A 21,646-nucleotide genomic window follows, 5' to 3' on the forward strand; every position below is an offset into this window, starting at 1 on the left:
AAGGAAATGAGCTCGGCTTTTGCCGTCTCATTCGGGTATATCCGGCCCGGGATTGTCACCATGTCGGCGGGTTTTCTTGGCTTCAGCCGCATCCGTCATGGCCTCCCGCACCCTTTGGCGAAACTCCTTGCTGCGTGAGCCGTACAGTTTGGCCGAAAAAACGGTGAGGATGGAGAGCATGTCCTGCACCAGTTCTTCCTGCGGGGACTTTGCTTCGTCTCCGTTCACCACTTCGACCTTCACGCCGAAGGCATTGAGGTAGCGTTCGATGTAGGAAAAGCCGAACCTGGCCAGGCGGTCTTTGAATTCGACCACCACCCGGTCCATCTGGCCTTCGCGGGCCATTTTGAAAAGCCGGGCCAATCCTTTGCGTTTTTCATTGAGTCCGGAGCCCTGTTCGGCGATGACGGCGACCACTTCATAACCCCTGGCCCGGCAGTGTTCCTCCAGGCGCTGCCTCTGGCGTTCCAGGTTACCCGCTCCGGCCTGCCTGGCCGAAGATACAAAGTGATGGGGTGCACACCCAGGATTTCGGCGGCTTTGCGGAGCGGATAGTGTTCTTCCGGATCACGTCTCATGGCTTAAGAATAGCATTGATTAGGAAAAGAGGCAACTGCTGGTTGGATCAGAACAAGACAGTCCCTTTGCCGGCCTACACGCCCCGCCCGAATGACGTCCTTCTCGGCACTTCACTCGGACCCGGCCATTTTACGCGAAGCCGTTACGTGGATCCGTCAGAGCCGCGTGGGCCAGTCCGACGCCGACAAGGATCAACGCGCTTCCGACCCAAAGCGGCGCCGTCAGCCATTCCCCGAGGAAAAGCGCGCCGAAGAAAAGACCGGGAACCGGGACGTAAGGCACCGATCGGGGGGCGGTCGCCATATTGAGGCGATCGAGGAGCCAAAACCAGAGAGAAAACCCAGCGAGGTTTGCTCGGCCGGAAGCTTGAGCATCGCGGCGTTGACCAGTCGTAGACGGCCGTCGTCTGGACGAGCCCCAAGGTCATTAGCGCCGGCGGGAGTGAAGGGATTGATTTGGACGAACGGGCCCTCACCGTACGGCGATCTCTTCCAGGAGGAGCCGGTTGACGAGCTCGGGATTGGCCTTCCCCTTCGTCGCCTTCATCACCTGGCCGACGAGGAAGCCTAGGGCGCGGTCTTTACCGTTCTTGTAATCGAGGACCGACTGCGCGTTGGCGTCGAGCACCTGGAGGACGATCGGCCGCAGCGCCTCGGGATCGGCGATCTGTACCAGCCCTTTCTCCTGGACGATCGCCTCGGGGTCTCGGTCCGTCTCCAAGAGTTCCTTGAAGATCTCTTTGGCGATCTTCCCGCTGATGGTCCCCTTGTGGATCAGGGTGATCAGCTTGCCGAGGTTGGCCGGCGACAGCTTGACGTCGCGCACCTCGATGCCTTGGGCGTTGACGTGGCCCATGAGCTCGACCATCACCCAGTTGGCCGCCGCCTTCGGATCCCGGCAGTGCTCGACCACCTTCTCGTAGTAATCGGACAGGTCCTTCGAGGCTGTCAGCACCCCCGCGTCATACGCCGACAGGCCGTAGTCGCGCATGTACCGTTCGCGCCGCGCGTCGGGCAGCTCCGGCAGCTCGGCCTTCACCTGCTCCACCCACGCGCGGTCGATGACGAGGCGCACGAGGTCCGGCTCGGGGAAGTAGCGGTAGTCGTGGGCCTCCTCCTTCCCGCGCATGGGCACGGTGATCTCCTTCTGCTCGTCCCAGCGCCGCGTCTCCTGCTCCACGACACCGCCGGCGGTGAGAATCTCCCGCTGGCGCCTCTCCTCATACTCCAGCCCTTTCTGGACGAAGCGGAAGGAGTTGAGGTTTTTCAGCTCCGTCTTCGTGCCGAAGGCGTCGGCGCCGACGGGACGCAGGGAGATGTTGGCGTCGCAGCGCAGCGAGCCCTCTTCCATCTTCACGTCGGAGACACCGGTGTAAAGGAGAATCAGGCGCAGCGTTTCGAGAAAGATCCGCGCCTCTTCCGGCGAGCGCAGGTCCGGCTCGGTGACGATCTCGATGAGCGGCACGCCGACGCGGTTGAAGTCGACGAGGGTATGGTGGCCGCCCTCGGCGTGGAACGACTTCCCGGCGTCCTCCTCGAGGTGCAGGCGGGCAATGCCGACGCGCTTTTTACGCCCGCCCACCTCGATGTCCACCCACCCGTTTTTGGCCAAGGGCTGGTCGTACTGGGAAATCTGATACGCCTTGGGCAGGTCAGGGTAGAAGTAGTTTTTGCGGTCAAATTTGCACACTTCGGCGATCTCGCAGTTCAAGGCCAGCGCCGCTTTCATCGCGTACTCCACCGCCTGACGGTTGAGCACGGGCAAAACACCCGGATGGCCGAGGCAGACCGGGCAGACGTTGGTGTTGGGCGGGGCGCCGAAGGCCGTGGAACAGCCGCAGAAGATCTTCGACTTCGTCGCCAGCTCGACGTGCACTTCCAGCCCGATGACCGTCTCGAAGTTCATCGTCCGTTCCCTTTCCCTCACAGCGCCGGGCGCGCCTTGTGGTGGTCGGTGTGCACTTCAAAGGCGTACGCGGCGCGCAGCACGGTCAGTTCGTCGAAAGGCTTGCCGATGATCTGCAGCCCCACCGGCAGGCCGTCGGAAAAGCCGCACGGGATGCTGATCGCCGGCAGGCCGGCCAGGTTGACCGGAATGGTGCAGATGTCGTTGAGGTACATCGTCAGCGGGTCGTCCACCTTTTCGCCGAGCTTGAAGGCCGGCGTCGGCGCCGTCGGGCCGATCACCACGTCGTAGCGTTCGAAGAGCCGCTCGAAATCCCGCTTGATCAGCGTGCGCACCTTCTGCGCCTTCAGGTAGTAGGCGTCGTAGTAGCCCGAACTGAGGGCGAAGGTGCCGAGCATGATGCGGCGCTTCACCTCCGGGCCGAAGCCCTGGCTGCGCGTCTGCTTGTACATGTCGAGGAGATTGTCGGCCTCGGCGCGCACGCCGTAGCGCACGCCGTCATAGCGGGCCAGGTTGGACGACGCCTCCGACGGGGCGATCAGGTAGTAGCAGGCCACGGCGTAGTCGCTGTGCGGCAGGGAGACCTCCTCCCATTCGGCGCCCAGCGACGCGAACACCTCCAGCGCCTCCAGCACCCGCCGGCGAACGCCCTCGTCGATGCCGTCGCCGAGATACTCCTTCGGCACGGCGATCTTCAGCCCCTTCACGTCGCCGGTGAGGGCCGCCGTGTAGTCCGGCACCTCGACGTCGGCCGACGTGGAGTCGTAGGGGTCATGGCCGGCGATCGCCTGCAGCACGTAGGCGGCGTCGGCCACGGTGCGCGTGATGGGGCCGATCTGATCGAGGGACGAGGCGAAGGCCACGAGGCCAAAGCGGGACACGCGGCCGTACGTGGGTTTGAGGCCAACGACGCCGCAGTAGGCCGCCGGCTGGCGAATGGAGCCGCCGGTGTCGGAGCCGAGGGCGAAGACGACCTCCCCGGCCGCCACCGCCGCCGCCGATCCCCCGCTCGAACCCCCGGGAACGCGCTCGAGGTCCCACGGGTTGCGCGTGGGGAAGAAAGCGGAGTTTTCCGTCGACGATCCCATGGCAAACTCGTCCATGTTCGTCTTGCCGACCATCACCGCATCGGCGGCGTCGAGCTTGTCCATGACCGTGGCGTTGTAGATCGGCTCGTAGTGGGCCAGGATCTTCGACGCGCAGGTGGTGCGCACGCCCTTCGTGACGATGTTGTCCTTGATGCCCGCCGGAATGCCGAAAAGAAGCCCCCCGGCCTCTCCGGCGGCCAGGCGCCGGTCCAGCGCGTTGGCTTTCTTCAACGCCCCTTCCTCGTCCAAGGTGAGGAAGGCCTTGACCTGTTCGTCCACGGCGCGAATGCGCTGGAGCGACGCTTCCACCAGTTCGCGAACGGAAAAATCCTTTTTGCGCAGGCCGTCGTGGATCTCCTGAATCGGCCGGTCCAACAGCGACACGCCACATCCCCCTTTGCTGCCCATGCCTCGCCCGGCGGGCGCGTGGCCTTTCCTGCCGCCCGGCTAGCCTTCGATCGCCTTCGGCACGCGGAACAGGCCGTCTGCGTGGTCGGGCGCGTTTTTCAGCGCCTCTTCGCGCGGAATCGACGGCCGCACCTCGTCGTCGCGCATCACGTTGGCCAGCGGCAGGACGTGGCTCGTCGGCTCCACGCCGCTGGTGTCGAGTTCGTTCAGCTTATGGGCGAAGGCGAGAATCTGGTTGAGCTGCTCCGTGAGCCGCTCCGCCTCCTCCGGCGTCAGCGAAAGGCGCGCCAGGTCGGCGACGTGCTCCACCTGCTCGCGGGTAATCGCCACCATCCACCATCCCTCCTCGCGGTTTCGCGATGTCCGCCGCCCGCACATGGCTCTTATGATACCATAGACTGAGCGCTAGCGGGATTGAACGTCCCGTTCCCGGCGTTCGGTCGGATCGCTTCCGCTTTTGAGAAATCGCTCGGGCAGAAAGGCCATGGCGACCGCCGGCGGCTTTTGGCCCACGATCCACTCGGCGATCGTTTCGCCGGTCACAGGCGCCAGCAGGATGCCGTTGCGGTGGTGGCCCGTCGCGACGAACAGCCCCTCGACGCCTGGAACCGGGCCGATCACCGGCAAACCGTCGGGCGTCCGGGTGCGGATGCCGGACCAAGCAGATCGGAAGGGAAAACGCCCGATCTCCGGAACCGCCCGCATGGCCCGCTCGAGAATTCGCATGAGGGATTCGGCAGGGACGTAGGCCGCGGCGGCTCCCCCTTCCTCGGTGGCGCCGACGATCAGCCGGCCGTCGGCCTTGGGCGTCAGATACCATCCCGTGCCGAAAAGGGTTTCGCGGAGGAACGGCCGATCGGCCAGCAGGGCACAGGCGACCCCGCGGACGGGTTCCAGCGGGAAGGTAAAGCCGAGCGGCTCAAGGAGCGCCGGCACCGAAAGGCCGCCGGCGAGGACGACGCGATCGGCGGTGAGGACGCCCTTCGGGGTGCGAACGCCGTAAATCCGCGCGCCCTCTTTTAGGAGCGAGATCACAGGGGTCCCTTCCATCACAAGCGCCCCGTGCCAAACGGCCGACAGGCGCAAGGCCCTTAACGCCAGAACGGCGTCGACCTGGTGATCTTCCGGCGCGTAGAGCGCGCCGTAGACCTCCGGGCCGAGCCCTGGCACGGCCGCACGAAGGCGCTCGGCGTCCAGCCAAGTGACGCTCTGCCCTTTTTGCGTTTGCCATTCGAGCCGCTTTTGCAGCATTTCCGCCTCGTGCGGCGTCCCGGCAATTCGGTACATGCCCGTCTTCCGGTAGCCGATCGCCACGCCGGTCTCTTCCGGAAGGACGTGTGCCCATTTTTGCCACAGCCTCCGGCTGGCCACCTGCAGGTCGAAAAAGGGGCCGTCTTCCTCCGTTTCCACCTGCGCCGCCAGCATTCCTGCGGCCGCTTGTGAGGCGCCGGATCCCACGCCGGCCTGCTCGGCCACGATCACCCGAACCCCTCGGACCGCCAGTTGTCGCGCGATGGCGAGGCCGATCATTCCCCCGCCGACGACCAGAACGTCCGCCGCGTCGGGGACCGACCCGCCGGTCTGCGTCTGTCCGTGGTGCCCCTCCGTCATCGGGCTCTTGTCTCCTTTCTCACGGTTCATCGGGTTTGTCCACGTTGACGCCTCTATCCTATCACAATAAGGAAGACCTCCCTTATCTTTGGAATCTCTTGAAATTACCGCTTCCCGGCGGATTTTGAACCGAAGGCGCGCCTTCTGGCTCAGCTCGGCCGGCGGCTTCCCGCCGACGCCCTGAACCGCCGGGACGCCGCCGCCGAGACGATGGCCGCCTTCCGCGCCCAATCCGACTTCCTCCTCGCCGTCGCCGCCCATCTGGAGGCCGCCGACCTCTGGCTTCGACGCCGCCCACCGCACCACGTCGTCGGGCTGATGACGACCCGACGAAGCATCCGCCTGGAAAACGACGCCGTGTACCGGCGCCGCGTGTCTCGGCAGACCTGGCCTTCGGTCGCATCGTCCCGGTGGAGACGCCCCTTTCCGACTTCCCGGCCCGGCCGACCATCGAGCGACGGCGCCCCTTTTGGCCTCGCGAGACGGAGCCCTCGTCCCGCGGCCTCCGAACGGCTGCAACATCTTTCGTCTAGCGTTACTCTTGCTTCAAGCGTATAATAAATCCAGCAAGAAAAATGTTTCATTTTGGGAGGAAGAACGATGCCCCTCGGCGGATTCACCCATCGGGAGCTCGTCGTCGACCTCACCGCCGGCCGCGTCGACGTCCGGCCCCTCGACGAAGACCTGGCCCGCACGTACATCGGCGGCCGGGGCCTCGGCGTCAAATACGTCTTTGACAACGGCCCGCAGGTGGAACCGTTTTCCCCGGACAACCTCCTCTGCATCATGACCGGGCCCGTCACCGGCTCCCTTCACCCGATGAGCGGCCGGCTCGCTGTCGTGACCAAATCGCCGCTCACCGGCACGGTCACCGACTCCCACATGGGCGGCTGGACCGCGGCGCGGCTCAAGTGGGCCGGCTTTGACAACATCCTCATCAAAGGCCAAAGCCCTCATCCCGTCTACCTCTACATCGAAGCCGGTCGGGCGGAGCTTCGGGACGCTTCCGACCTCTGGGGCCTTGGCGTCCGGGAGACGATCCGGCGGCTCAAGGATCGCCACGGGGCGGACGACCTGAGCGTCATGGCGATCGGCCCCGCTGGGGAAAACCTCGTCCGCTATGCCGGCTGGATCAACGAACACGACCGGGCCGCCGGCCGCGGCGGCACCGGCGCCGTCGCCGGCTACAAGCGCCTGAAGGCGATCGTCATCAAGGCGTCGGAAAAGGGGAACCTCCCCCGCCCGGCCGATCCCGAAGCGAGCCGCCGGACCGCCCAGCGGGCGATGAAGGCGATCGTCCAAAGCCCCGTCACCGCCCCCCGGAAAGGCGGCCTGTCCGTCTACGGGACGAACGTCCTCACGAACATCATCAACGAAGTCGGCGCTCTGCCGACCATGAATTCCCGTTACACCCACTTCGACGGCGCTGAAGGCCACAGCGGCGAGCGGGTCAATGCGACGATCCTCGTCGCCGACAACACGTGCCACGCCTGTCCGGTCGCCTGCAAGAAAGAAGTCGAAGTCAAATCCGGCAAGTACAGGACCCGCACGGAAAGCTTCGAATACGAATCCGGATGGGCCCTCGGCGCCAACTGCGGCCTGAGCGACGCCGAGGCGATCGCCTATATGATCGACCGCTGCAACGACTACGGCATCGACACGATCGAAGTCGGGCACGCGCTTTCGACGGCGATGGAAGCGTACGAACGAGGCCTCATCGACGAAGAGGTCCGCTGGGGCGATGCCGACAAGATGATCGCCCTCATCGACGACATCGCCTTCCGCCGGGGCCTCGGCGACCGGCTCGCCGAAGGACCGGCCCGCTTCGCCCGGGAAATCGGGGCGCCGGAGATCTCCATGTCCGTCAAGGGCCAGTCGATTCCCGCCTACGATCCCCGCGGGATCCAGGGCATCGGCCTTGGTTATGCGACGAGCAACCGGGGCGCCTGCCACCTGCGGGGTTACAGCGTCGCGGCGGAGATCATGGGCATCCCCGAGCCGGTCGATCGCCTCGCCGTGGCGGGGAAGGGCGCCCTCCTCAAGATGTTCCAGGACCTCCACGCCTTCTCCGACTCGATGGACATCTGCAAGTTCTCGGCTTTTGCCGAGAGCGCCGAGCACTATGCCGAACAGTATTCGGCGATGACCGGGATTCCGATGACCGTGGACGAACTGCTCAAGGCCGGCGAACGGATCTACAACCTTGAGCGCTACTACAACAACCTCGCCGGCTTCAACCGCCGGGAAGACGACCTGCTGCCGGAACGCTTCCTCAAAGAGCCGGGCACCGGTCACTCGAGCGGCGCGGTGAGCCACCTGAGCGAAATGCTCGACGAATACTACCGCGTCCGGGGCTGGAAAGACGGCGTCGTTCCGGAAGAAAAGCTCCGGGAGCTCGGCATCATCGCCTGAGGCCGCGAAAAGGCCGCCGGAATGATCGATTCCGGCGGCCTTTTGTGCCGAGCGGAAAGACCGGGGATCGCACCGTGACGGATCCCGACGTGCCCCTCTCCCCCGCTATCCCCCCGCGACCGGCGGAAAGACGGCGATGGCATCCCCTTCCCCCACCGGAGTCTCCAGCCCGCCGGTGAAATGGATGTTACGTCCGTTGACGAACACCTGCACGAGGGGTTTTAAGCTTCCGTCCGGCAGAAAAAGCTCCGCCTGAAGCGCCGGGTGCCGCTCGACGAGCGCCTGAAGGACGTCCCGCACCCGCTCCCCGGCCGGTGCGACGTCCACCTCGGCGACGTCGCTTACGTCTCGGAGCGTGGCAAAAAGTCTGACCTTCATCGGCCCCCTTCATCTCCTTCATCGATGACTCCGGCGGCCGCATCCGTCGCCGGTCCCGGCCCGCCCGCTTTTGCGATCGACCCGAAGCCGTCGGGAAAGAGCGCCTGCACCCGGGACGAGCGCGCCCAGAGGGCGGCCGTCGGCCCCCGATCGACCGCCCGGCCGCCGGCGAGGACGAGCACCTGATCCGTGAGCGCCAGAAGATCCCGGTAGTCGTGGCTGATGAGGACGAGGGTCGTCCCTTCCCGCTCGACGATCGACCGGAGGAGCGTCTGAAGCGGCTTTCGCGACGACGCGTCCACCGCGGCAAACGGTTCGTCCAGAAGCAGGAGCTCCGGTTCGACGGCGAGGGCCCGGGCGAGGTTGAGCCGGGCCCGCTCGCCGCCAGAGAGGCTTCCCGCCCGCCGGCCGGCGAGGGCGAGAAGCCCGAATGCCTCCAGCCACCGCTCCGCCCGCCGCCGCGCTTCCCGGCGCGGCACCCCCCGAAGGCGAAGGGGGAGGGCGACATTTCGAAGCACCGAACCGCTTAAAAGGCGGCCGTCCTGGAAGACGACCGAAAGCCGGCGGCGGACGGCGACGGGGATCCGCCCGCCGGCCGGCAGGCCGAAGACGGCGAGTCGCCCCGCGGTCGGCGGGACGAGGAGCGCAAGAAGGTGAAGAAGCGTCGTCTTCCCCGCGCCGTTCGGCCCGACGATCCCCCACCGCTCGCCGGCGCGGACGACGAGATCGATGCCGTCGAGAATCGACCGGCCCCGGACCGCCCGGCCCACCCCTTCCGCGACGACCACCGGGGAATCCGCCTTCATCCCATCCCGCCTCCCCCTTCGCCCTCTCCGCCGCCGGCCCGCTGGACGGCGGTGAGTAAAAGGGTGATCGCGAGCGAGACCCCGAGGAGGACGAAGCTCAGCGCGAGCGCCCGGTCGAACTGTCCTTTGGAGACCTCGAGCACGATCGCCGTCGTCATCGTCCGCGTCTCGCCCTTAATGTTGCCGCCGACCATCATCGCCGCCCCCACCTCGGAAAACACCCGCCCAAAACCCGCCATCACCGCGGTCAAAAGCGACAGCCGGATCTCCCGGAGCGTCAGCCACAACATCTGCAGCGGCGTTGCGCCCAGCGAAAGAAGAAGCGGTAACAACTTTGCCCGCCGGCTTTCGATCGCCGTCGCCACCAGGGCGACGACGATCGGGAGCGTCAGGATCACTTCCGCGACGACCATCGCCCGGGGGGTATAAATCCACCGCAGTTCCCCCAGAGGCCCGCTCCGCCAGAAAAGAAGCGCCACCCAAAGCCCCACCACCGTCGGCGGAAGCCCCATGCCGACGTGGGCGAGAAAAAGGAGCGGCCTTCGCCCCGGAAAGCGGCCGAAGCCGAGAAAAAGCCCTGCCGGAAGCCCCAAAAGGAGCGTCAGGCCCATCGTCCAGCCGGCCAGGCGGAGCGACAGCGCCACGATCTCCCACAGCTCCGCGTCGCCCGACCGGACGAGTCCCCACGCCTCTCGAAGCGCGATCCCGATCAGATCCATGCCGTCTCGGCCGACCCGACCCGCACGTCAGTCAGCATCCGGGAAAAAGAGCGGCTCCCCGAAGCGGTCCTTGCCGAAGTCGCCGATCAGCGCCTGCGTCTCCGGAGCGATCAAAAACTGCACGAATGCCGCCGCGCCTTTCGCGTTCACCTGCGGGAAGCGCTCGGGGTTCACCTGCATCACGTGATAAACGTTGAGGAGTTCCGGATCCTTCTCCCGGACGACGGCAAGATGGAGTTTATCCCGGTAGGCGAGGTAGGTGCCGCGGTCGGTGAGCGTGTACGCTCCCTTTTCGCTCGCGATGAGGAGCGTCTGGCCCATCCCCGTCCCACTCTCGATGTACCAGTCGGCACCGTGGGGGTCGATTCCGGCCCCTTTCCAGAGGGCAAGCTCCTTTTTGTGCGTTCCCGAATCGTCGCCCCGGGAGACGAACGGCGTCTTTCCGCCGGCGATCGCCCGAAACGCCGCCGCCAGATCGTCCGCCCGGCCGACGCCGGCGGGATCGTCCGGGGGCCCGACGAGGATGAAGTCGTTGTACATCACCCGGTGGTAGTTCGTCACAACGCCGGCTTCAACGAGGGGCTTTTCCGCCTCCGGCGCGTGGGTGAGGAGCACGTCCGCTTCGCCCTGCTCGCCCATCTTGAGCGCCTGCCCGGTGCCGACGGCGACCGTCTTGACGCGGTAGGGCGCACTTTGTTCAAAGCGGGGGATGAGAACGTCCAGGAGCCCCGAATCCTGGGTGCTCGTCGTCGTCGCCAGGATGACGTCGGTGACGCCCGCCGCCAGCGCGTCCGGTTTCGCCTCCTCCGGCGCTCCGGTCGTCCCGGCGGTCGCGTCGGCGCCCTGATCCGGCCTGGCTCCGCAACCGGAAAGCCCCATAAAAAGCGCCAGTAACGCCACCCCCGCCGTATGGCGGAACGCCCGGCCGCGCCGCCGGAATAAGCGCTGCGCGAGGAACATGCCCGACTCCCCCCGTCTTCTCGTGATAGGCTTTATTCTACTTTACAGAGATCACGGCGCATTTGCAATGCAGCGCCGTTCATGCCATAATCGCGGTAGTCCCTCATCGATGCCGGACGTCCCTTGGCTTCGGACGTTCTCCCGCGACCGGCCGATCGGTCCCGGTCGAATCCCCCGCGAATACGGAGAGAAGAGGTTTGGCATGACCCCCCAAAAACGGCCCACCGGATTGACCCGGATGACGATCGGCGCGGGCCTGGCGGCGCTCTTCGCCGCCGGCATGGCGCTCTTTCTCTGGGCCGTCGCCGGAGCGGCCCGGGGGATGTGGCCGGTTCCCGACCCAGGCAGGCCGTTTGACCTGACCTTCCAGACGCCGGACGGCTCCGGGCCGGCGCAAGTGCAAAGGGTGCCGGTCGACGACGAAACCGCCCGCTACCGCGGCGGCGTCCGGCGCCTCGTCCGGGAACGGCTGGAGATCGGAGGAGGGCCGATCGGACGGGTGACGTGGCTCTGGTGGACGTTTCCGGACGGCGAACAGGCGCTTCAGATCGCCGTCCTCGTCGAGCGCCCGGTCGACCTTCGGCTCGCCCTCTCCGCCCCCGGCTTTGACGGCGCCACGCTGAGAACGCCGGCGTCGAGGGCTTCCGGCGGGACCGGGAAGGCCTTCGGCGAGCGCGTCTGGAACGGGACGCCGCTTCCGCCGGCGCCGGTCTGGCTGGAGGCGGACGCGCCGGAGGGCGGGCAGCGGGCCGCCTTTTTCGCTCCCGTCGAGCGCACCCGCGTGCGGGAAAACGGCGTGCTGGAAGCGGTCGATCCCCCGGAGGCGCGGCCGACCTGGGCGCCCATGGAGGGCGGGGTTTACACCACCGCCCGGCTTTCGGCCGGGGAACGGCTGGACGCCTGGGCGCTTCTCCGGACGAAAGCGGCGGCCGCCCCGTTTGTCGACTGGGCGGACGGTGACGCGCGGGAGATTCTTCGGTTGGCGGATTTCGACCGGGAGCGGCCGTGGACGATCGAAGGCCCCCGCTACCGAACGCCGGACGGTTACACCCCCCACTGCGACCGATGCTATTACGTCAACCCGGCGCAGCACATCGGCGAAAAATTATTGCAGCTGATGGACCGCGGCACGTTTTTCCGCGACGTCGTCCTCCTCGCCCTCGACAACGCCGTCCGGACGCAAAACGCCGCCGGCTACTGGCCGATCACCACCCGCTCCGAATGGCTGTATCGGGACTACGGCATCGGCCCCGGCTACTACGACACCCGCTGGAGCACCGACGCCGCCCTCTTTCTCCTCGAAGGCTACCGGACTTTCGGCGATGAAGCGTATCTTCAGGCGGCGGAGCGCTACGGCAACTTTCTCATCGACTTCGTTCGGGAGCATCACGACCCGACGCCGTCCGGCGGCGCCCTGGTCTACGACTACGGCCATCCGGACCGGCCGGAAGTGCGCACCCACACGTCGCTCAACCACCTGCTCGCGGAGATGAATTTTCTCTATCTGCTCTTTGAGGCCGCCGGGCGGGCGGACGCTCGATCCGCCGCCGACCGGCTCCTTCGGGCCGTCGAGGACACCGCCGACCGCTGGCCGAAGGCGAACGGCGACCTCCACTACGCCCGGCTGCCGGACGGCTCCTTCGGCCTTGAAGACTACCCGACGCTCACGCTCAAGGACCTGCGCCTGTCGCAGGCGATCGTCACCCGGATCACCGGGCGGCCGAGCGCCGCGCTCGCCGCCCTCATCGAACAGAAAGAATCGTATCTGGCGCGCCGGGGCATCCGGCCGTAGCGGCCGCCCAACGTCCGGAGCAGCGGCCAAACGACGTAACGACCGCCAAACGACCGTTGCGTTCGCCAACCGGCCGGAGCGGCCGCCCCAGGTCCGCCGATGGCCGCCTTCACGGCTTTTTCCTTTTGGCTCGGCCATGACCGTTTTGCCCGGCCATGGGGGCGAGGCGCCGCGCGATCGACCATCCCACGGGCGACCGCTCCTCCGAACGGCGGCCGTCTCCGCTTCGGGAGACGCTCCTCCCCGGCCCGACGCCGGGCCCGGTCCTCCCGAGGGCCCGAAGTCAGGAGCCGTCAGGAGAATCCGGTTTCGCATCCGGGTTCCCCGGAACATCGGAGCGGCTGAACGGGCGCCCCGAAAGCCGGTTTTCCCGGACGATAAACTCGGTCGCCGCCTCGATGCCGGCGCCCGCCGCGGCCGGCGTAAAGGCAGGGCCGGAAAACCGCCCCGGAAGCCGGGCGTCCGCCCATGCGGAGGCATCCGGTGCACCGGCCGCCTTTTTCCCCCAATCCGACCCCGCCGCCCCGGCGGCTCTGCCTGCGGCCGCCCGGGCCGGCCCATCCCCTTCGGCCACCCTCCCGCCCTCGGCCGCCTCTCGCGCCTCGGCCTCTCCGACCAAAAGGGGCCAAAACGCCCGCACGACGTGCCGGACGATGACCGCCACCGGCACGGCAAAGATCATCCCGAGGATGCCGGCGACCTCCCCGCCGATGAGGACGGCGAAAATGACGACAAGCGGGTGCATCTCCGTCGCCCGGCCGGTGATGAGGGGAGAAAGGACGTTGTTTTCCGCGAACTGGGCGACGACGTTCACCACGAGGACCCAGACCACCATCGGCCAGCCGACCGTGGCGGCGATGACGAGGGCCGGGAGCGCCCCGAGAAAGGGGCCGATGAACGGAATGAGATTGGCGATCATGTTGATCGCCGCGAAGACGAGCGGATACGGAAAGCCGATGATGAGGTAGCCGATGAGCGTCAAAGCGCCGAGCAAAAACGAAATCAGGAGCTGTCCGGCGACGTAGTCGCCGATGTCCCGGTCGACGGCCACCAGCATCTCGACAACGCGGGGCCGAAGGCGTCGGGGAAAGAGCGAAGCGACGAGCTCGAGAAAGCCGCGGGAATCTTTCAGCAGGTAGTACGCGATAAACGGCGAGAGGCTAAACGTCATCAGCCATTCGAACGCATCGTCGGTGAGCGTCGAAAGATGGACGATGCCCCGCTCGACCGCCCGGTTGACGAGCCCCTGAAGTCGCTCGAAGCCCCGACGCACCCCCGTCGGCCAGCCGTCGTCAAACCGGGTCTCGAGTTTCTCGAGCTCCTCAAACAGGGTGGTAAAGACCGTCGGAAGGGCCCGCTCAAAGAGCTCCACCTGCCGGATAACGGCCGGCGCCGCGGCGGCGACGGAGACGGCGCCGCCGAGCAGAACGAGCAAAAACGTCAGGCGCAGGGCGGCGCTCCGCCCGAGCCCCCACCCCTCCAGCCGGCGCACGATCGGGTGGATGAGATACGTGAGGATGAGGGCAAACCAGAGCGGCAAAAGGAGCCGGCCGACAAAGCCGAGCAGCTCAAAGACCCCCGCGCCGACGTGCTGCCAGAGCCACAGAATGACAAGCACGCCGACGATCCACAGGAGCCCGATCCCGGCCCGTCGCTCCAGGGGGCGGTGTTCCACCGTGCGGTGCACCTCCTCACCGCCTTAGTGTGCGACCGCCGCCCGGGCGGCATGCAGTTCGAACGGCCCGAAGACAAAAAAGCCCCCCTCCTGGGGGGCGGCGGGGGCGGCGAGAGCGGTTTTGAAGCAGCGCCTTCGGTCGTGCGGTGTATCCGGCAGCGCCTTACGCCCAGCGGCCGAGAAGCCGCCGGCCGTCCCGAAGCCAGCGCACAAGGCGCCCCTCGCGGAAAAAGCGGACCACCGGCGTCAACACGCCGTAGCGCCGCCGCACTTCGTTTTGGGCGATGATCGCGCCGGCGATCGCCAGGGCGCCGCCCAAAAGCACCAGCCTGAGCGCGTTGGACCGCATCGTTTCGCCCCTTTCGTCGGGACCTCCGTCACGCCGAGTTGCCGGCCGCCGGCTCGATGCGCATCTCCTCTTCCGTGAACAGGTCGTCGAGGGAGCTCAGCGTGCCGTCCTCCTCGATCTCGTACACGGAAAGGTGGTCGCCCTTCACGCTCAACTCAATCAGGCAGTCCCAGCAAAAATACTGGTTGGTGCCGATCTTGCCGATGTTTTTCCCCTTACAGTTGGGACAGACGATGGACATCCCGTTTCCCTTCCTCTTGCTCATGGCACCCTTCCGGCTCCTGACCTCTTCAGGTCTCGTGATCCGATCTTCCCCGCGTATAGCTTAACCGACCGCTGCCAGGGATAAACGCCCGGCATAAAACCGCGCCGGAGGGATGCGGAAGGGAAGCCGGCGTCTTTTTCAAGCGCAGCCCGGCGGCACCGGCGCTGGGCCGATCGAGCGGGCGCGTCGGGTCGACCCCTTTCCGCCTTTAGCATGCGCCGAACGCCCGCCGGCTACCCTGGAAAAGACGTCGGCCGCCTTCCGTCCGGCATCGCATGATCCCGGTTCCTTCGATTTCCCTCGGCATTCGCCGGCATCGGGGCCCGGCTTGAAGCCCGTCCGAGCCAACCGGCCGGCGGCGCTCAATCCCAAACGAGCCTGCTTCAACTCCGCTCGGCGCCGTCTGTCGAGGGCACCGGCGCCCCCGGAGGTTTCCGCCGTCATGATCTTCCCGGCGCATTCTTCCCGCCCCGTGCCGGCATGCCTTTTCTTCATCGGGCGGACCGATCGGCGTGCAGGAAGGACCGGACCGCCCGGACGAGGCGTTCCGCCGCCTCGTCGATGTCCGCCTCCGCCAGGCCGGGGCCAAAGCTCAACCGGATGCTCGACCGCGCCTCCTCCGGCGTCCGCCCCATCGCAAGGAGCACCGGCGACGGGCGGGCGGCGCCGGTGGCGCACGCCGAGCCGGCGGAGGCGCACACGCCGTCCAGATCCAGCCGCATGAGGAGCACGTCGGCGGCGACGCCGGGAAACGTCACGTTCACGATATGCGGCAGGCGCGGCGGCGCCCCGTTTTCGCGAAACGGAAGGCCGCTTTCCCGAAGGCGCGAAAGGAGCCGTTCGCGGAACGCTTCGTACCGCTCCCGGCGCACCGGCGCCTCCCGGACGGAGACGGCGAGCGCCGTCGCGAAGCCGACGGCGCCGGCGACGTTTTCCGTTCCGCTCCGAAGCCCCCGCTCCTGCCGTCCGCCGGCGAAGAGCGGTTCGACGGGCGTCCCGGGACGGACGTAGAGGGCGCCGGCGCCGACCGGGCCGCCCAGCTTGTGGGCCGAAAGCGTGATCAAGTCGGCGGGAAGCTCCGCCGGCGCAAACGGCCACGACGCCGGCACCTGGACCGCGTCGAGGTGGATGATCGCCCCCTTTGACCGCGCCCATGCGCCGAGGGACCGAACGTCCTGCAGCGTGCCGACTTCATTCTGGCCGTAGATGAGGCTCACCATAAGCGTCCCGTCGTCGACCGCCGCCCGGAACGCTTCCGGGTCGATGTGTCCGCCGGCATCGACGGGGACGGTGACGACGTCAAAGCCGAGCGCTCGAAGCCGCGGGATGTTCTCCCGAACCGCGGCATGCTCGACCGCCGAAACGACGATCCGCCGCCGCTTTTCTTCCCCCCCTCGAGCGGAAAGCGCCACGCCGAACAGGGCGAGGTGCACGCTCTCCGTCGCGCCGCTCGTAAACACCCACCCGCGCGGCTCGGTGCCGGTGAGCGCCGCGACGTCCTCCCGGGCCGCCTCCAGCCGTCGGCGCGCCGCCCGGCCGAGGGCGTGGGCGCTCGACGGATTGCCGAGCGGTTCCTCCCAGAGGGCGGCCAGGGCCGCCCGCACTTCGGGGATAAGCGGCGTCGTCGCCGCGTGGTCGAGATAGATCGTCCGCATGGATGGGGCCTCACTCCATGTCCACTATACCGCGAACGGCGCAGAATGTAAATACATTTTTTTGAATCCTATGCGGTGAAAAAAATACAAAAGCAGAAATGAGCAGCCGATCGGCTGCCCATTCGCGGTTTCAGGCTCCCGATGTGCCGTGCTCCGCGGTTTTTGAACCCGCGCCTCTCCTACGGTGGTGCCCGCAGCGCCGCCCTCCGCTGTCCGCTCGCGGCCCTTCGTTCGACCGGAACGCCCGAGCGATGGAACCGCTTCCATCCCCATCCCCGCGACGACCCGCGATCCGGGGTCCGGCTCCGGCGTTCGGCGGCTTAGCGTCAGACGGCGCAATGTAAGGCTCCTTGAACGTTGGTGTTCGGTTCCAAAACACACTGGCCGCACGCACACACCAGGATGAATTGTGATTTTATCTTAGCACACCGGGGTGAAATTCGCAAGACCCGCCGCGAATTTTTCACCCCTGAAGGGCTCGGACCGTGATGCCGAGCTCCGCCAGCTGCTCCGGCCGCACCCGGGACGGCGCCTCCATCATGAGGTCGGCGCCGCTTTGCGTCTTCGGGAAAGCGATGACGTCCCGGATGTTTGACCGGCCGGCGAGGAGGGCGACGATCCGGTCGAGGCCGAGGGCGATGCCGCCGTGAGGCGGCGCGCCGTATTCCAGCGCCTCGAGGAAGAAACCGAACTTCTCGGCCACCTCCGCCTCGTCGAGGCCGAGGCGGCGGAAGAGACGAAGCTGATCTTCCTTCCGGTAAATCCGGAGGCTTCCGCCGCCGATCTCGTACCCGTTCAGGACGAGGTCGTAACTTTCCGCCCGGACCTGAAGCGGCTCCGTCTCGAGCTTGTCCCAGTCTTCGGCCTTCGGCCGGGTGAACGGATGGTGCAGGGCGACGTAGCGCTTTTCGTCGGGATCGTACTCGAGAAGCGGAAAATCCGTCACCCACAGGATGCGAAAGGCCCCGTCCGGCACTCGCCCGAGCCGCTCGGCGAGGAGCCGCCGGACCGCCCCCAGGGCCGCCCGGGCCACCTCGCGCCGGTCGGCGACGAAAAAGAGCACGTCGCCCGGTTCGGCGCCGGTCTTCGCCCGGAGCGCCGCGAGCACCGGTTCCGGGACGAAGCGGGCGATCGACCCGGAGGCCCCGTCCGCCTCCAGCTTCAGCCAGGCGAGCCCCTGGGCGCCGTGGGCCTTCGCCTCCGCCTCCAACGCGGCGATGTCCTTCCGGCTGAGGGCCGCCGCCCCGTCGGCCCGGATCGCCCGCACCACGCCGCCCAAGGCGAGAGCCCGCCGGAAGACCTGAAGCTCCGTCTCCCGGAAGATCTCCCCGACGTCGACGATCTCGAGGCCGTAGCGAAGATCGGGCTTGTCCGTCCCGTAGCGGTCCATCGCCTCGTCGTACGAAAGCCGCGGAAAGGGCCGCTCCAGGCGGATGCCCCGGGTCTTTTCAAACACTTCGGCGATCATTTCCTCGACGATCGCCTGGAACTCCGGAAGCGACATGAAGCTCATCTCAATGTCGATCTGAGTAAACTCCGGCTGCCGGTCCGCCCGGAGGTCTTCGTCCCGGAAACAGCGGGCGATCTGGAAGTACCGCTCGACGCCGGCGACCATGAGAAGCTGCTTGTAGAGCTGCGGCGACTGGGGAAGCGCATAAAACGTCCCGGGCCGAAGGCGGCTTGGGACGAGAAAGTCCCGCGCCCCCTCCGGCGTGCTTTTGGAGAGGATCGGCGTCTCGACTTCGAGAAACCCGTGGCGGGAGAGGACGTCCCGGACGATCCGGGTGACCTCGTGCCGAAGCCGGAGCGTCTCCTGAAGCGCCGGCCGGCGCAGGTCGAGGTAGCGGTATTTGAGTCGAAGGGCCTCATCGACCGGCGCATCGTCGGCCAAGCCGAACGGAAGCGTCTTCGCGGTGTTGAGCACTTCGATCGCCTCGACCGCCACTTCGACGTCGCCGGTCGAAAGCTTCGGGTTCACCGTCTCCGGCGCCCGCGCCTTCACCGTCCCCCGGACGGCGATGACGTATTCGCTCCGGAGCGTCTCGGCGACGCGAAACGCCTCCTTGGCCTCCGGCGTGACGACGAGCTGGACGATGCCGCTCCGGTCCCGAAGATCGATGAAGATGAGCCCGCCGAGGTCCCGCCGGCGGTGGACCCATCCGACGAGGGTCGCCCGCGTGCCGGCGTCGCTTCGGCGAAGCGTCCCGGCGTCATGGGTTCGGTGCATGGTTTCCGACGTGCGCGTCGTTTCCATCTCCGGCCTCCTTTTCGTTCGGAGAGGCGATTCGTCCGGCGAGAAACGCGGCCAGCTCCTCCTCGGCGACGGTCCACTGCGCGCCGGTGGCGAGATGCTTGATCGCCGCCCGTCCGGCCCGGGCTTCGTCGTCGCCGACGATGACCGCGTACCGGGCGCCGCGGCGATCGGCGGACCGTAGCTGAGCCTTGAGGCCCCGCCCGGCAAAATCCGCATCGGCCGAAAGGCCGGCGGCCCGAAGCCGCATGAGCAGGGAAAGCTTTTTTTCAGCCCCGGCGCCGAAGGCGACGACGTAGACATCCGGCGCCGGCGCCCCAACGCGCCCTTCGGCCGGTTCGTCGAGCAAAAGAAGCAGTCGCTCCGCCCCGAGGGCAAAACCGATCCCCGGCAGGTCCGGCCCGCCGAGGGCGGCCATGAGGCCGTTGTACCGGCCCCCGGCGAGGACCGTGTTTTGCGCCCCGAGCCCTTCGGCGACGAACTCGAACACCGTCCGGGTATAATAGTCCAGCCCCCGGACGAGGTGCGGGTCCTCGACGTACGGGATGCCGAGCCGGTCGAGCTCCGCCTTCACCGCCGCGTGGTGCGCCCGGCAGGCATCGCACAAGTGATCCGTGATCCGAGGGGCCGACGCGACGAGGGGCGTCGGCCCGTCGATTTTGCAGTCGAGCACCCGGAGGGGGTTTTGTTCGAGCCGGAGCCGGCAGTCGGGGCAGAGCGCTTCCCGATGCGGCCGGAGAAAGGCGACGAGGGCCTCCCGGTAGGCCGGCCGGCAGACCGGGCAACCGAGGCTGTTTAAGACGAGCGTCACGCCCTTCAGGCCGATATCCTGCAAAAACGTCCAGCCCAGGGCGATCACTTCCGCGTCGAGCTCCGGCGCCTCGACGCCGATCGCCTCGACGCCGAACTGGTGAAACTGCCGCTGGCGGCCGGACTGGGGCCGCTCGTAGCGAAACATCGGCCCGAGGTAACAGAGCTTAAGCGGAAGCTCCGCCGTCCCGTACAGCCTGTGTTCGATCACCGCCCGGACGACCGGGGCCGTCCCCTCCGGCCGGAGGGTGAGGGACCGGCCGCCGCGGTCGGTAAAGGTGTACATTTCTTTTTGCACGATGTCCGTCGATGCGCCGACGGACCGAGCGAACAGCTCCGTCTGTTCGAAGATCGGCGTCCGAATTTCGCCGTAACCGAACCGCCGGCACGCCTCCCGGAAAGCGGCCTCGACCGCCTGCCAGCGCGCCGCCTCGTCCGGCAAAATGTCCGCCGTCCCGCGAGGGGCCTGATAGCGCATCGCCTGGTTCCACCGTCTTTCGTCTTCCAAAACGTCGTCCCAACCGCCGGCCCACGAAAAAACCCGTCCACCGGACCCGCCGCCGGGACGGGAATGGGGCTCGGCCTTCACCGTTCATGACAGTTATAGCCTGCCGGCCGGCAAAAATCAAGTCGTTCCCGCCGCCCCCGGCGCGGCGCCCTCGCCCCAGAGCCGGCGGTAGCGGGCGGCAAGCTCTACCTCCCGGCCTTCTTCCGTCGGCACAAAAAGCCGCGGCACGCCCTCCGGCAGGTACGCCTGCCGGACAAAGTGGCCGGGAAAATCGTGCGGGTAAAGGTAGCCGACGCCGTGGCCGAGGCGTTCGGCGCCGCGATAGTGGGCGTCCCGAAGGGGCGGCGGCACCGGCCGGTGGCCGTTTTTCCGCACTTCCTCCAGGTAGGCGTCGATCGCCTTGTAGCTCGCGTTCGACTTCGGCGCCAGAGCGAGGTAGACCGTCGCCTGGGCGAGGGGGATCCGCCCTTCCGGAAGGCCGATCCGCTCCACGGCGAGGTACGCTGCCATCGCCAGCGAAAGCCCCTCCGGCGCGGCGTTCCCGACGTCTTCGGCGGCGGCGATGACGAGCCGCCGGGCGATGAACCGCGGATCCTCCCCGGCGTCGAGCATCCGGGCGAGCCAGTAAAGCGCCGCGTCGGGGTCGCTGCCGCGGATCGACTTAATGTAGGCGGAGATCGTGTCGTAATGGTTGTCGCCGGTCTTGTCGTACCGGACCGCCCGGCGCTGGATCGACTCCTCGGCCACGGCGAGGGTGATGCGGATGACGCCGTCTTCGTCGGGCGGCGTCGACGTTGCCGCGAGTTCGAGGGCGTTTAAAAGCCGCCGGGCGTCCCCGTCGCTTTGGGCGATCAGATGCTCCAGGGCTTTCTCCTCCACCTCGATCCGGAGCGCGCCGAGCCCCTTTTCCGACCGGAGCGCCCGTTCGGCGATCGTCCGGAGGTCCGCCGGCGAAAGCGGATGCAGCGGAAAGATGAGCGAGCGGGAAAGGAGCGCCGAATTGACCTCAAAAAACGGATTTTCCGTCGTCGCCCCGATGAGGACGATCGTCCCGTCTTCGACGTGGGGAAGAAGCGCATCCTGCTGCGCTTTGTTGAAGCGGTGAATCTCGTCGATGAAGAGGACCGTCCGGCGCCCTTCCATGCCGAGGCGCGTCCGGGCCTCCTCGACGATCCGCCGGAGATCCGCCACGCCGGCGGTCACGGCGTTCAAGGCCTCGAAGTGCGCCCGGGTCGTCCGGGCGATCACCCGGGCGATCGTCGTCTTCCCCGTTCCCGGCGGACCGTAGAAGATGACCGACGACAGGCGATCCGTCTCGATCGCCCGCCGGAGGAGCTTCCCCGGCCCGAGGATGTGGTCCTGGCCGACGATCTCATCGAGCGTCTCCGGCCGCATCGCCGACGCGAGCGGCTCGTACGCCGTCCGTCGCTTCTCCCGAGCAAAGTCAAAAAGATCCATGGCCGAACGCGCCTCCT

At 67.2% G+C, this 21,646-nt stretch carries 17 protein-coding genes and 2 pseudogenes; 2 read left to right on the forward strand and 17 right to left on the reverse strand.

What is annotated here, in order from left to right; all coding sequences use genetic code 11:
- Positions 1–27: 27 nt before the first annotated feature.
- The 6 genes and pseudogenes from SA87_RS00850 to thiO all read right to left on the reverse strand — a co-directional run.
- Positions 28–492, reverse strand: a pseudogene (locus SA87_RS00850) (IS607 family transposase); the annotation flags it as partial.
- 216 nt (positions 493–708) lie between these two features.
- Positions 709–915 (reverse strand): annotated as a pseudogene (locus SA87_RS14310) (EamA family transporter); the annotation flags it as partial.
- 135 nt (positions 916–1,050) lie between these two features.
- Positions 1,051–2,484, reverse strand: coding sequence for an Asp-tRNA(Asn)/Glu-tRNA(Gln) amidotransferase subunit GatB (gatB, locus tag SA87_RS00855; protein WP_066197669.1), 1,434 nt, complete (start codon positions 2,482–2,484; stop codon positions 1,051–1,053).
- Between the two features lie 17 nt (positions 2,485–2,501).
- Positions 2,502–3,956 carry an Asp-tRNA(Asn)/Glu-tRNA(Gln) amidotransferase subunit GatA gene (gene gatA / locus SA87_RS00860; RefSeq protein WP_066197672.1) on the reverse strand — a complete coding sequence of 485 codons (1,455 nt, stop codon included), beginning with the start codon at positions 3,954–3,956 and terminating at the stop codon, positions 2,502–2,504.
- A gap of 63 nt (positions 3,957–4,019) precedes the next feature.
- Complete coding sequence (gatC, locus tag SA87_RS00865) at positions 4,020–4,313, reverse strand: Asp-tRNA(Asn)/Glu-tRNA(Gln) amidotransferase subunit GatC (protein ID WP_066197675.1); 294 nt, start codon at positions 4,311–4,313, stop codon at positions 4,020–4,022.
- 72 nt (positions 4,314–4,385) lie between these two features.
- Positions 4,386–5,591 carry a glycine oxidase ThiO gene (thiO, locus tag SA87_RS00870; protein WP_169793319.1) on the reverse strand — a complete coding sequence of 402 codons (1,206 nt, stop codon included), beginning with the start codon at positions 5,589–5,591 and terminating at the stop codon, positions 4,386–4,388.
- 600 nt (positions 5,592–6,191) lie between these two features.
- Between thiO and SA87_RS00875 the strand changes: the two genes are divergently transcribed.
- On the forward strand, positions 6,192–8,003 hold the full coding sequence (locus SA87_RS00875) for an aldehyde ferredoxin oxidoreductase family protein (RefSeq protein WP_066197681.1): 1,812 nt from the start codon (positions 6,192–6,194) through the stop codon (positions 8,001–8,003).
- A gap of 105 nt (positions 8,004–8,108) precedes the next feature.
- Here SA87_RS00875 and SA87_RS00880 read toward each other — a convergent pair whose 3' ends face one another.
- Genes SA87_RS00880 through SA87_RS00895 form a run of 4 tightly spaced genes read right to left on the reverse strand, consistent with a single transcriptional unit; the run spans position 8,109 to position 10,866 of the window.
- A complete protein-coding gene (locus SA87_RS00880) occupies positions 8,109–8,381 on the reverse strand; it encodes a ubiquitin-like small modifier protein 1 (RefSeq protein WP_066197685.1) in 273 nt (90 codons plus the stop codon).
- Positions 8,378–9,187 carry an energy-coupling factor ABC transporter ATP-binding protein gene (locus tag SA87_RS00885; protein WP_066197687.1) on the reverse strand — a complete coding sequence of 270 codons (810 nt, stop codon included), beginning with the start codon at positions 9,185–9,187 and terminating at the stop codon, positions 8,378–8,380. The genes SA87_RS00880 and SA87_RS00885 overlap by 4 nt, the downstream gene beginning before the upstream one ends.
- The gene (locus SA87_RS00890; RefSeq protein ID WP_066197689.1) at positions 9,184–9,906 is read right to left on the reverse strand and encodes an ABC transporter permease; all 723 of its coding nucleotides are present in this window, start codon (positions 9,904–9,906) and stop codon (positions 9,184–9,186) included. Before SA87_RS00890 ends, SA87_RS00885 begins: the two co-directional genes overlap by 4 nt.
- Before the next feature lie 27 nt (positions 9,907–9,933).
- Positions 9,934–10,866, reverse strand: coding sequence for an ABC transporter substrate-binding protein (locus tag SA87_RS00895; protein WP_066197691.1), 933 nt, complete (start codon positions 10,864–10,866; stop codon positions 9,934–9,936).
- Between the two features lie 238 nt (positions 10,867–11,104).
- Between SA87_RS00895 and SA87_RS00900 the strand changes: the two genes are divergently transcribed.
- A complete protein-coding gene (locus tag SA87_RS00900; protein WP_156423584.1) occupies positions 11,105–12,658 on the forward strand; it encodes a hypothetical protein in 1,554 nt (517 codons plus the stop codon).
- 283 nt (positions 12,659–12,941) lie between these two features.
- Here SA87_RS00900 and SA87_RS00905 read toward each other — a convergent pair whose 3' ends face one another.
- The 7 genes from SA87_RS00905 to SA87_RS00935 all read right to left on the reverse strand — a co-directional run bounded on the left by SA87_RS00905 (position 12,942) and on the right by SA87_RS00935 (position 21,629).
- Complete coding sequence (locus SA87_RS00905) at positions 12,942–14,345, reverse strand: AI-2E family transporter (RefSeq protein ID WP_066441859.1); 1,404 nt, start codon at positions 14,343–14,345, stop codon at positions 12,942–12,944.
- Positions 14,346–14,496: 151 nt separating this feature from the next.
- Positions 14,497–14,682, reverse strand: a complete 186-nt coding sequence (locus SA87_RS00910) for a hypothetical protein (RefSeq protein ID WP_066197702.1) — start codon at positions 14,680–14,682, stop codon at positions 14,497–14,499.
- A 28-nt stretch (positions 14,683–14,710) separates the two neighbouring features.
- Complete coding sequence (locus SA87_RS00915; protein WP_245637589.1) at positions 14,711–14,947, reverse strand: hypothetical protein; 237 nt, start codon at positions 14,945–14,947, stop codon at positions 14,711–14,713.
- Positions 14,948–15,438: 491 nt separating this feature from the next.
- A complete protein-coding gene (locus SA87_RS00920; RefSeq protein ID WP_066197706.1) occupies positions 15,439–16,602 on the reverse strand; it encodes a cysteine desulfurase family protein in 1,164 nt (387 codons plus the stop codon).
- Between the two features lie 463 nt (positions 16,603–17,065).
- The gene (gene aspS / locus SA87_RS00925) at positions 17,066–18,829 is read right to left on the reverse strand and encodes an aspartate--tRNA ligase (RefSeq protein ID WP_066198037.1); all 1,764 of its coding nucleotides are present in this window, start codon (positions 18,827–18,829) and stop codon (positions 17,066–17,068) included.
- Entirely contained in the window at positions 18,813–20,141 is a 1,329-nt protein-coding gene (hisS, locus tag SA87_RS00930) for a histidine--tRNA ligase (protein WP_066197709.1), read from the reverse strand. The genes aspS and hisS overlap by 17 nt, the downstream gene beginning before the upstream one ends.
- Before the next feature lie 147 nt (positions 20,142–20,288).
- Positions 20,289–21,629, reverse strand: coding sequence for a replication-associated recombination protein A (locus tag SA87_RS00935; protein WP_066198040.1), 1,341 nt, complete (start codon positions 21,627–21,629; stop codon positions 20,289–20,291).
- Positions 21,630–21,646: the final 17 nt, after the last annotated feature.

The sequence above is a fragment of the Hydrogenibacillus schlegelii genome, assembly GCF_001653195.1.
GTDB classification, from domain to species: domain Bacteria; phylum Bacillota; class Bacilli; order Thermicanales; family DSM-22653; genus Hydrogenibacillus; species Hydrogenibacillus schlegelii.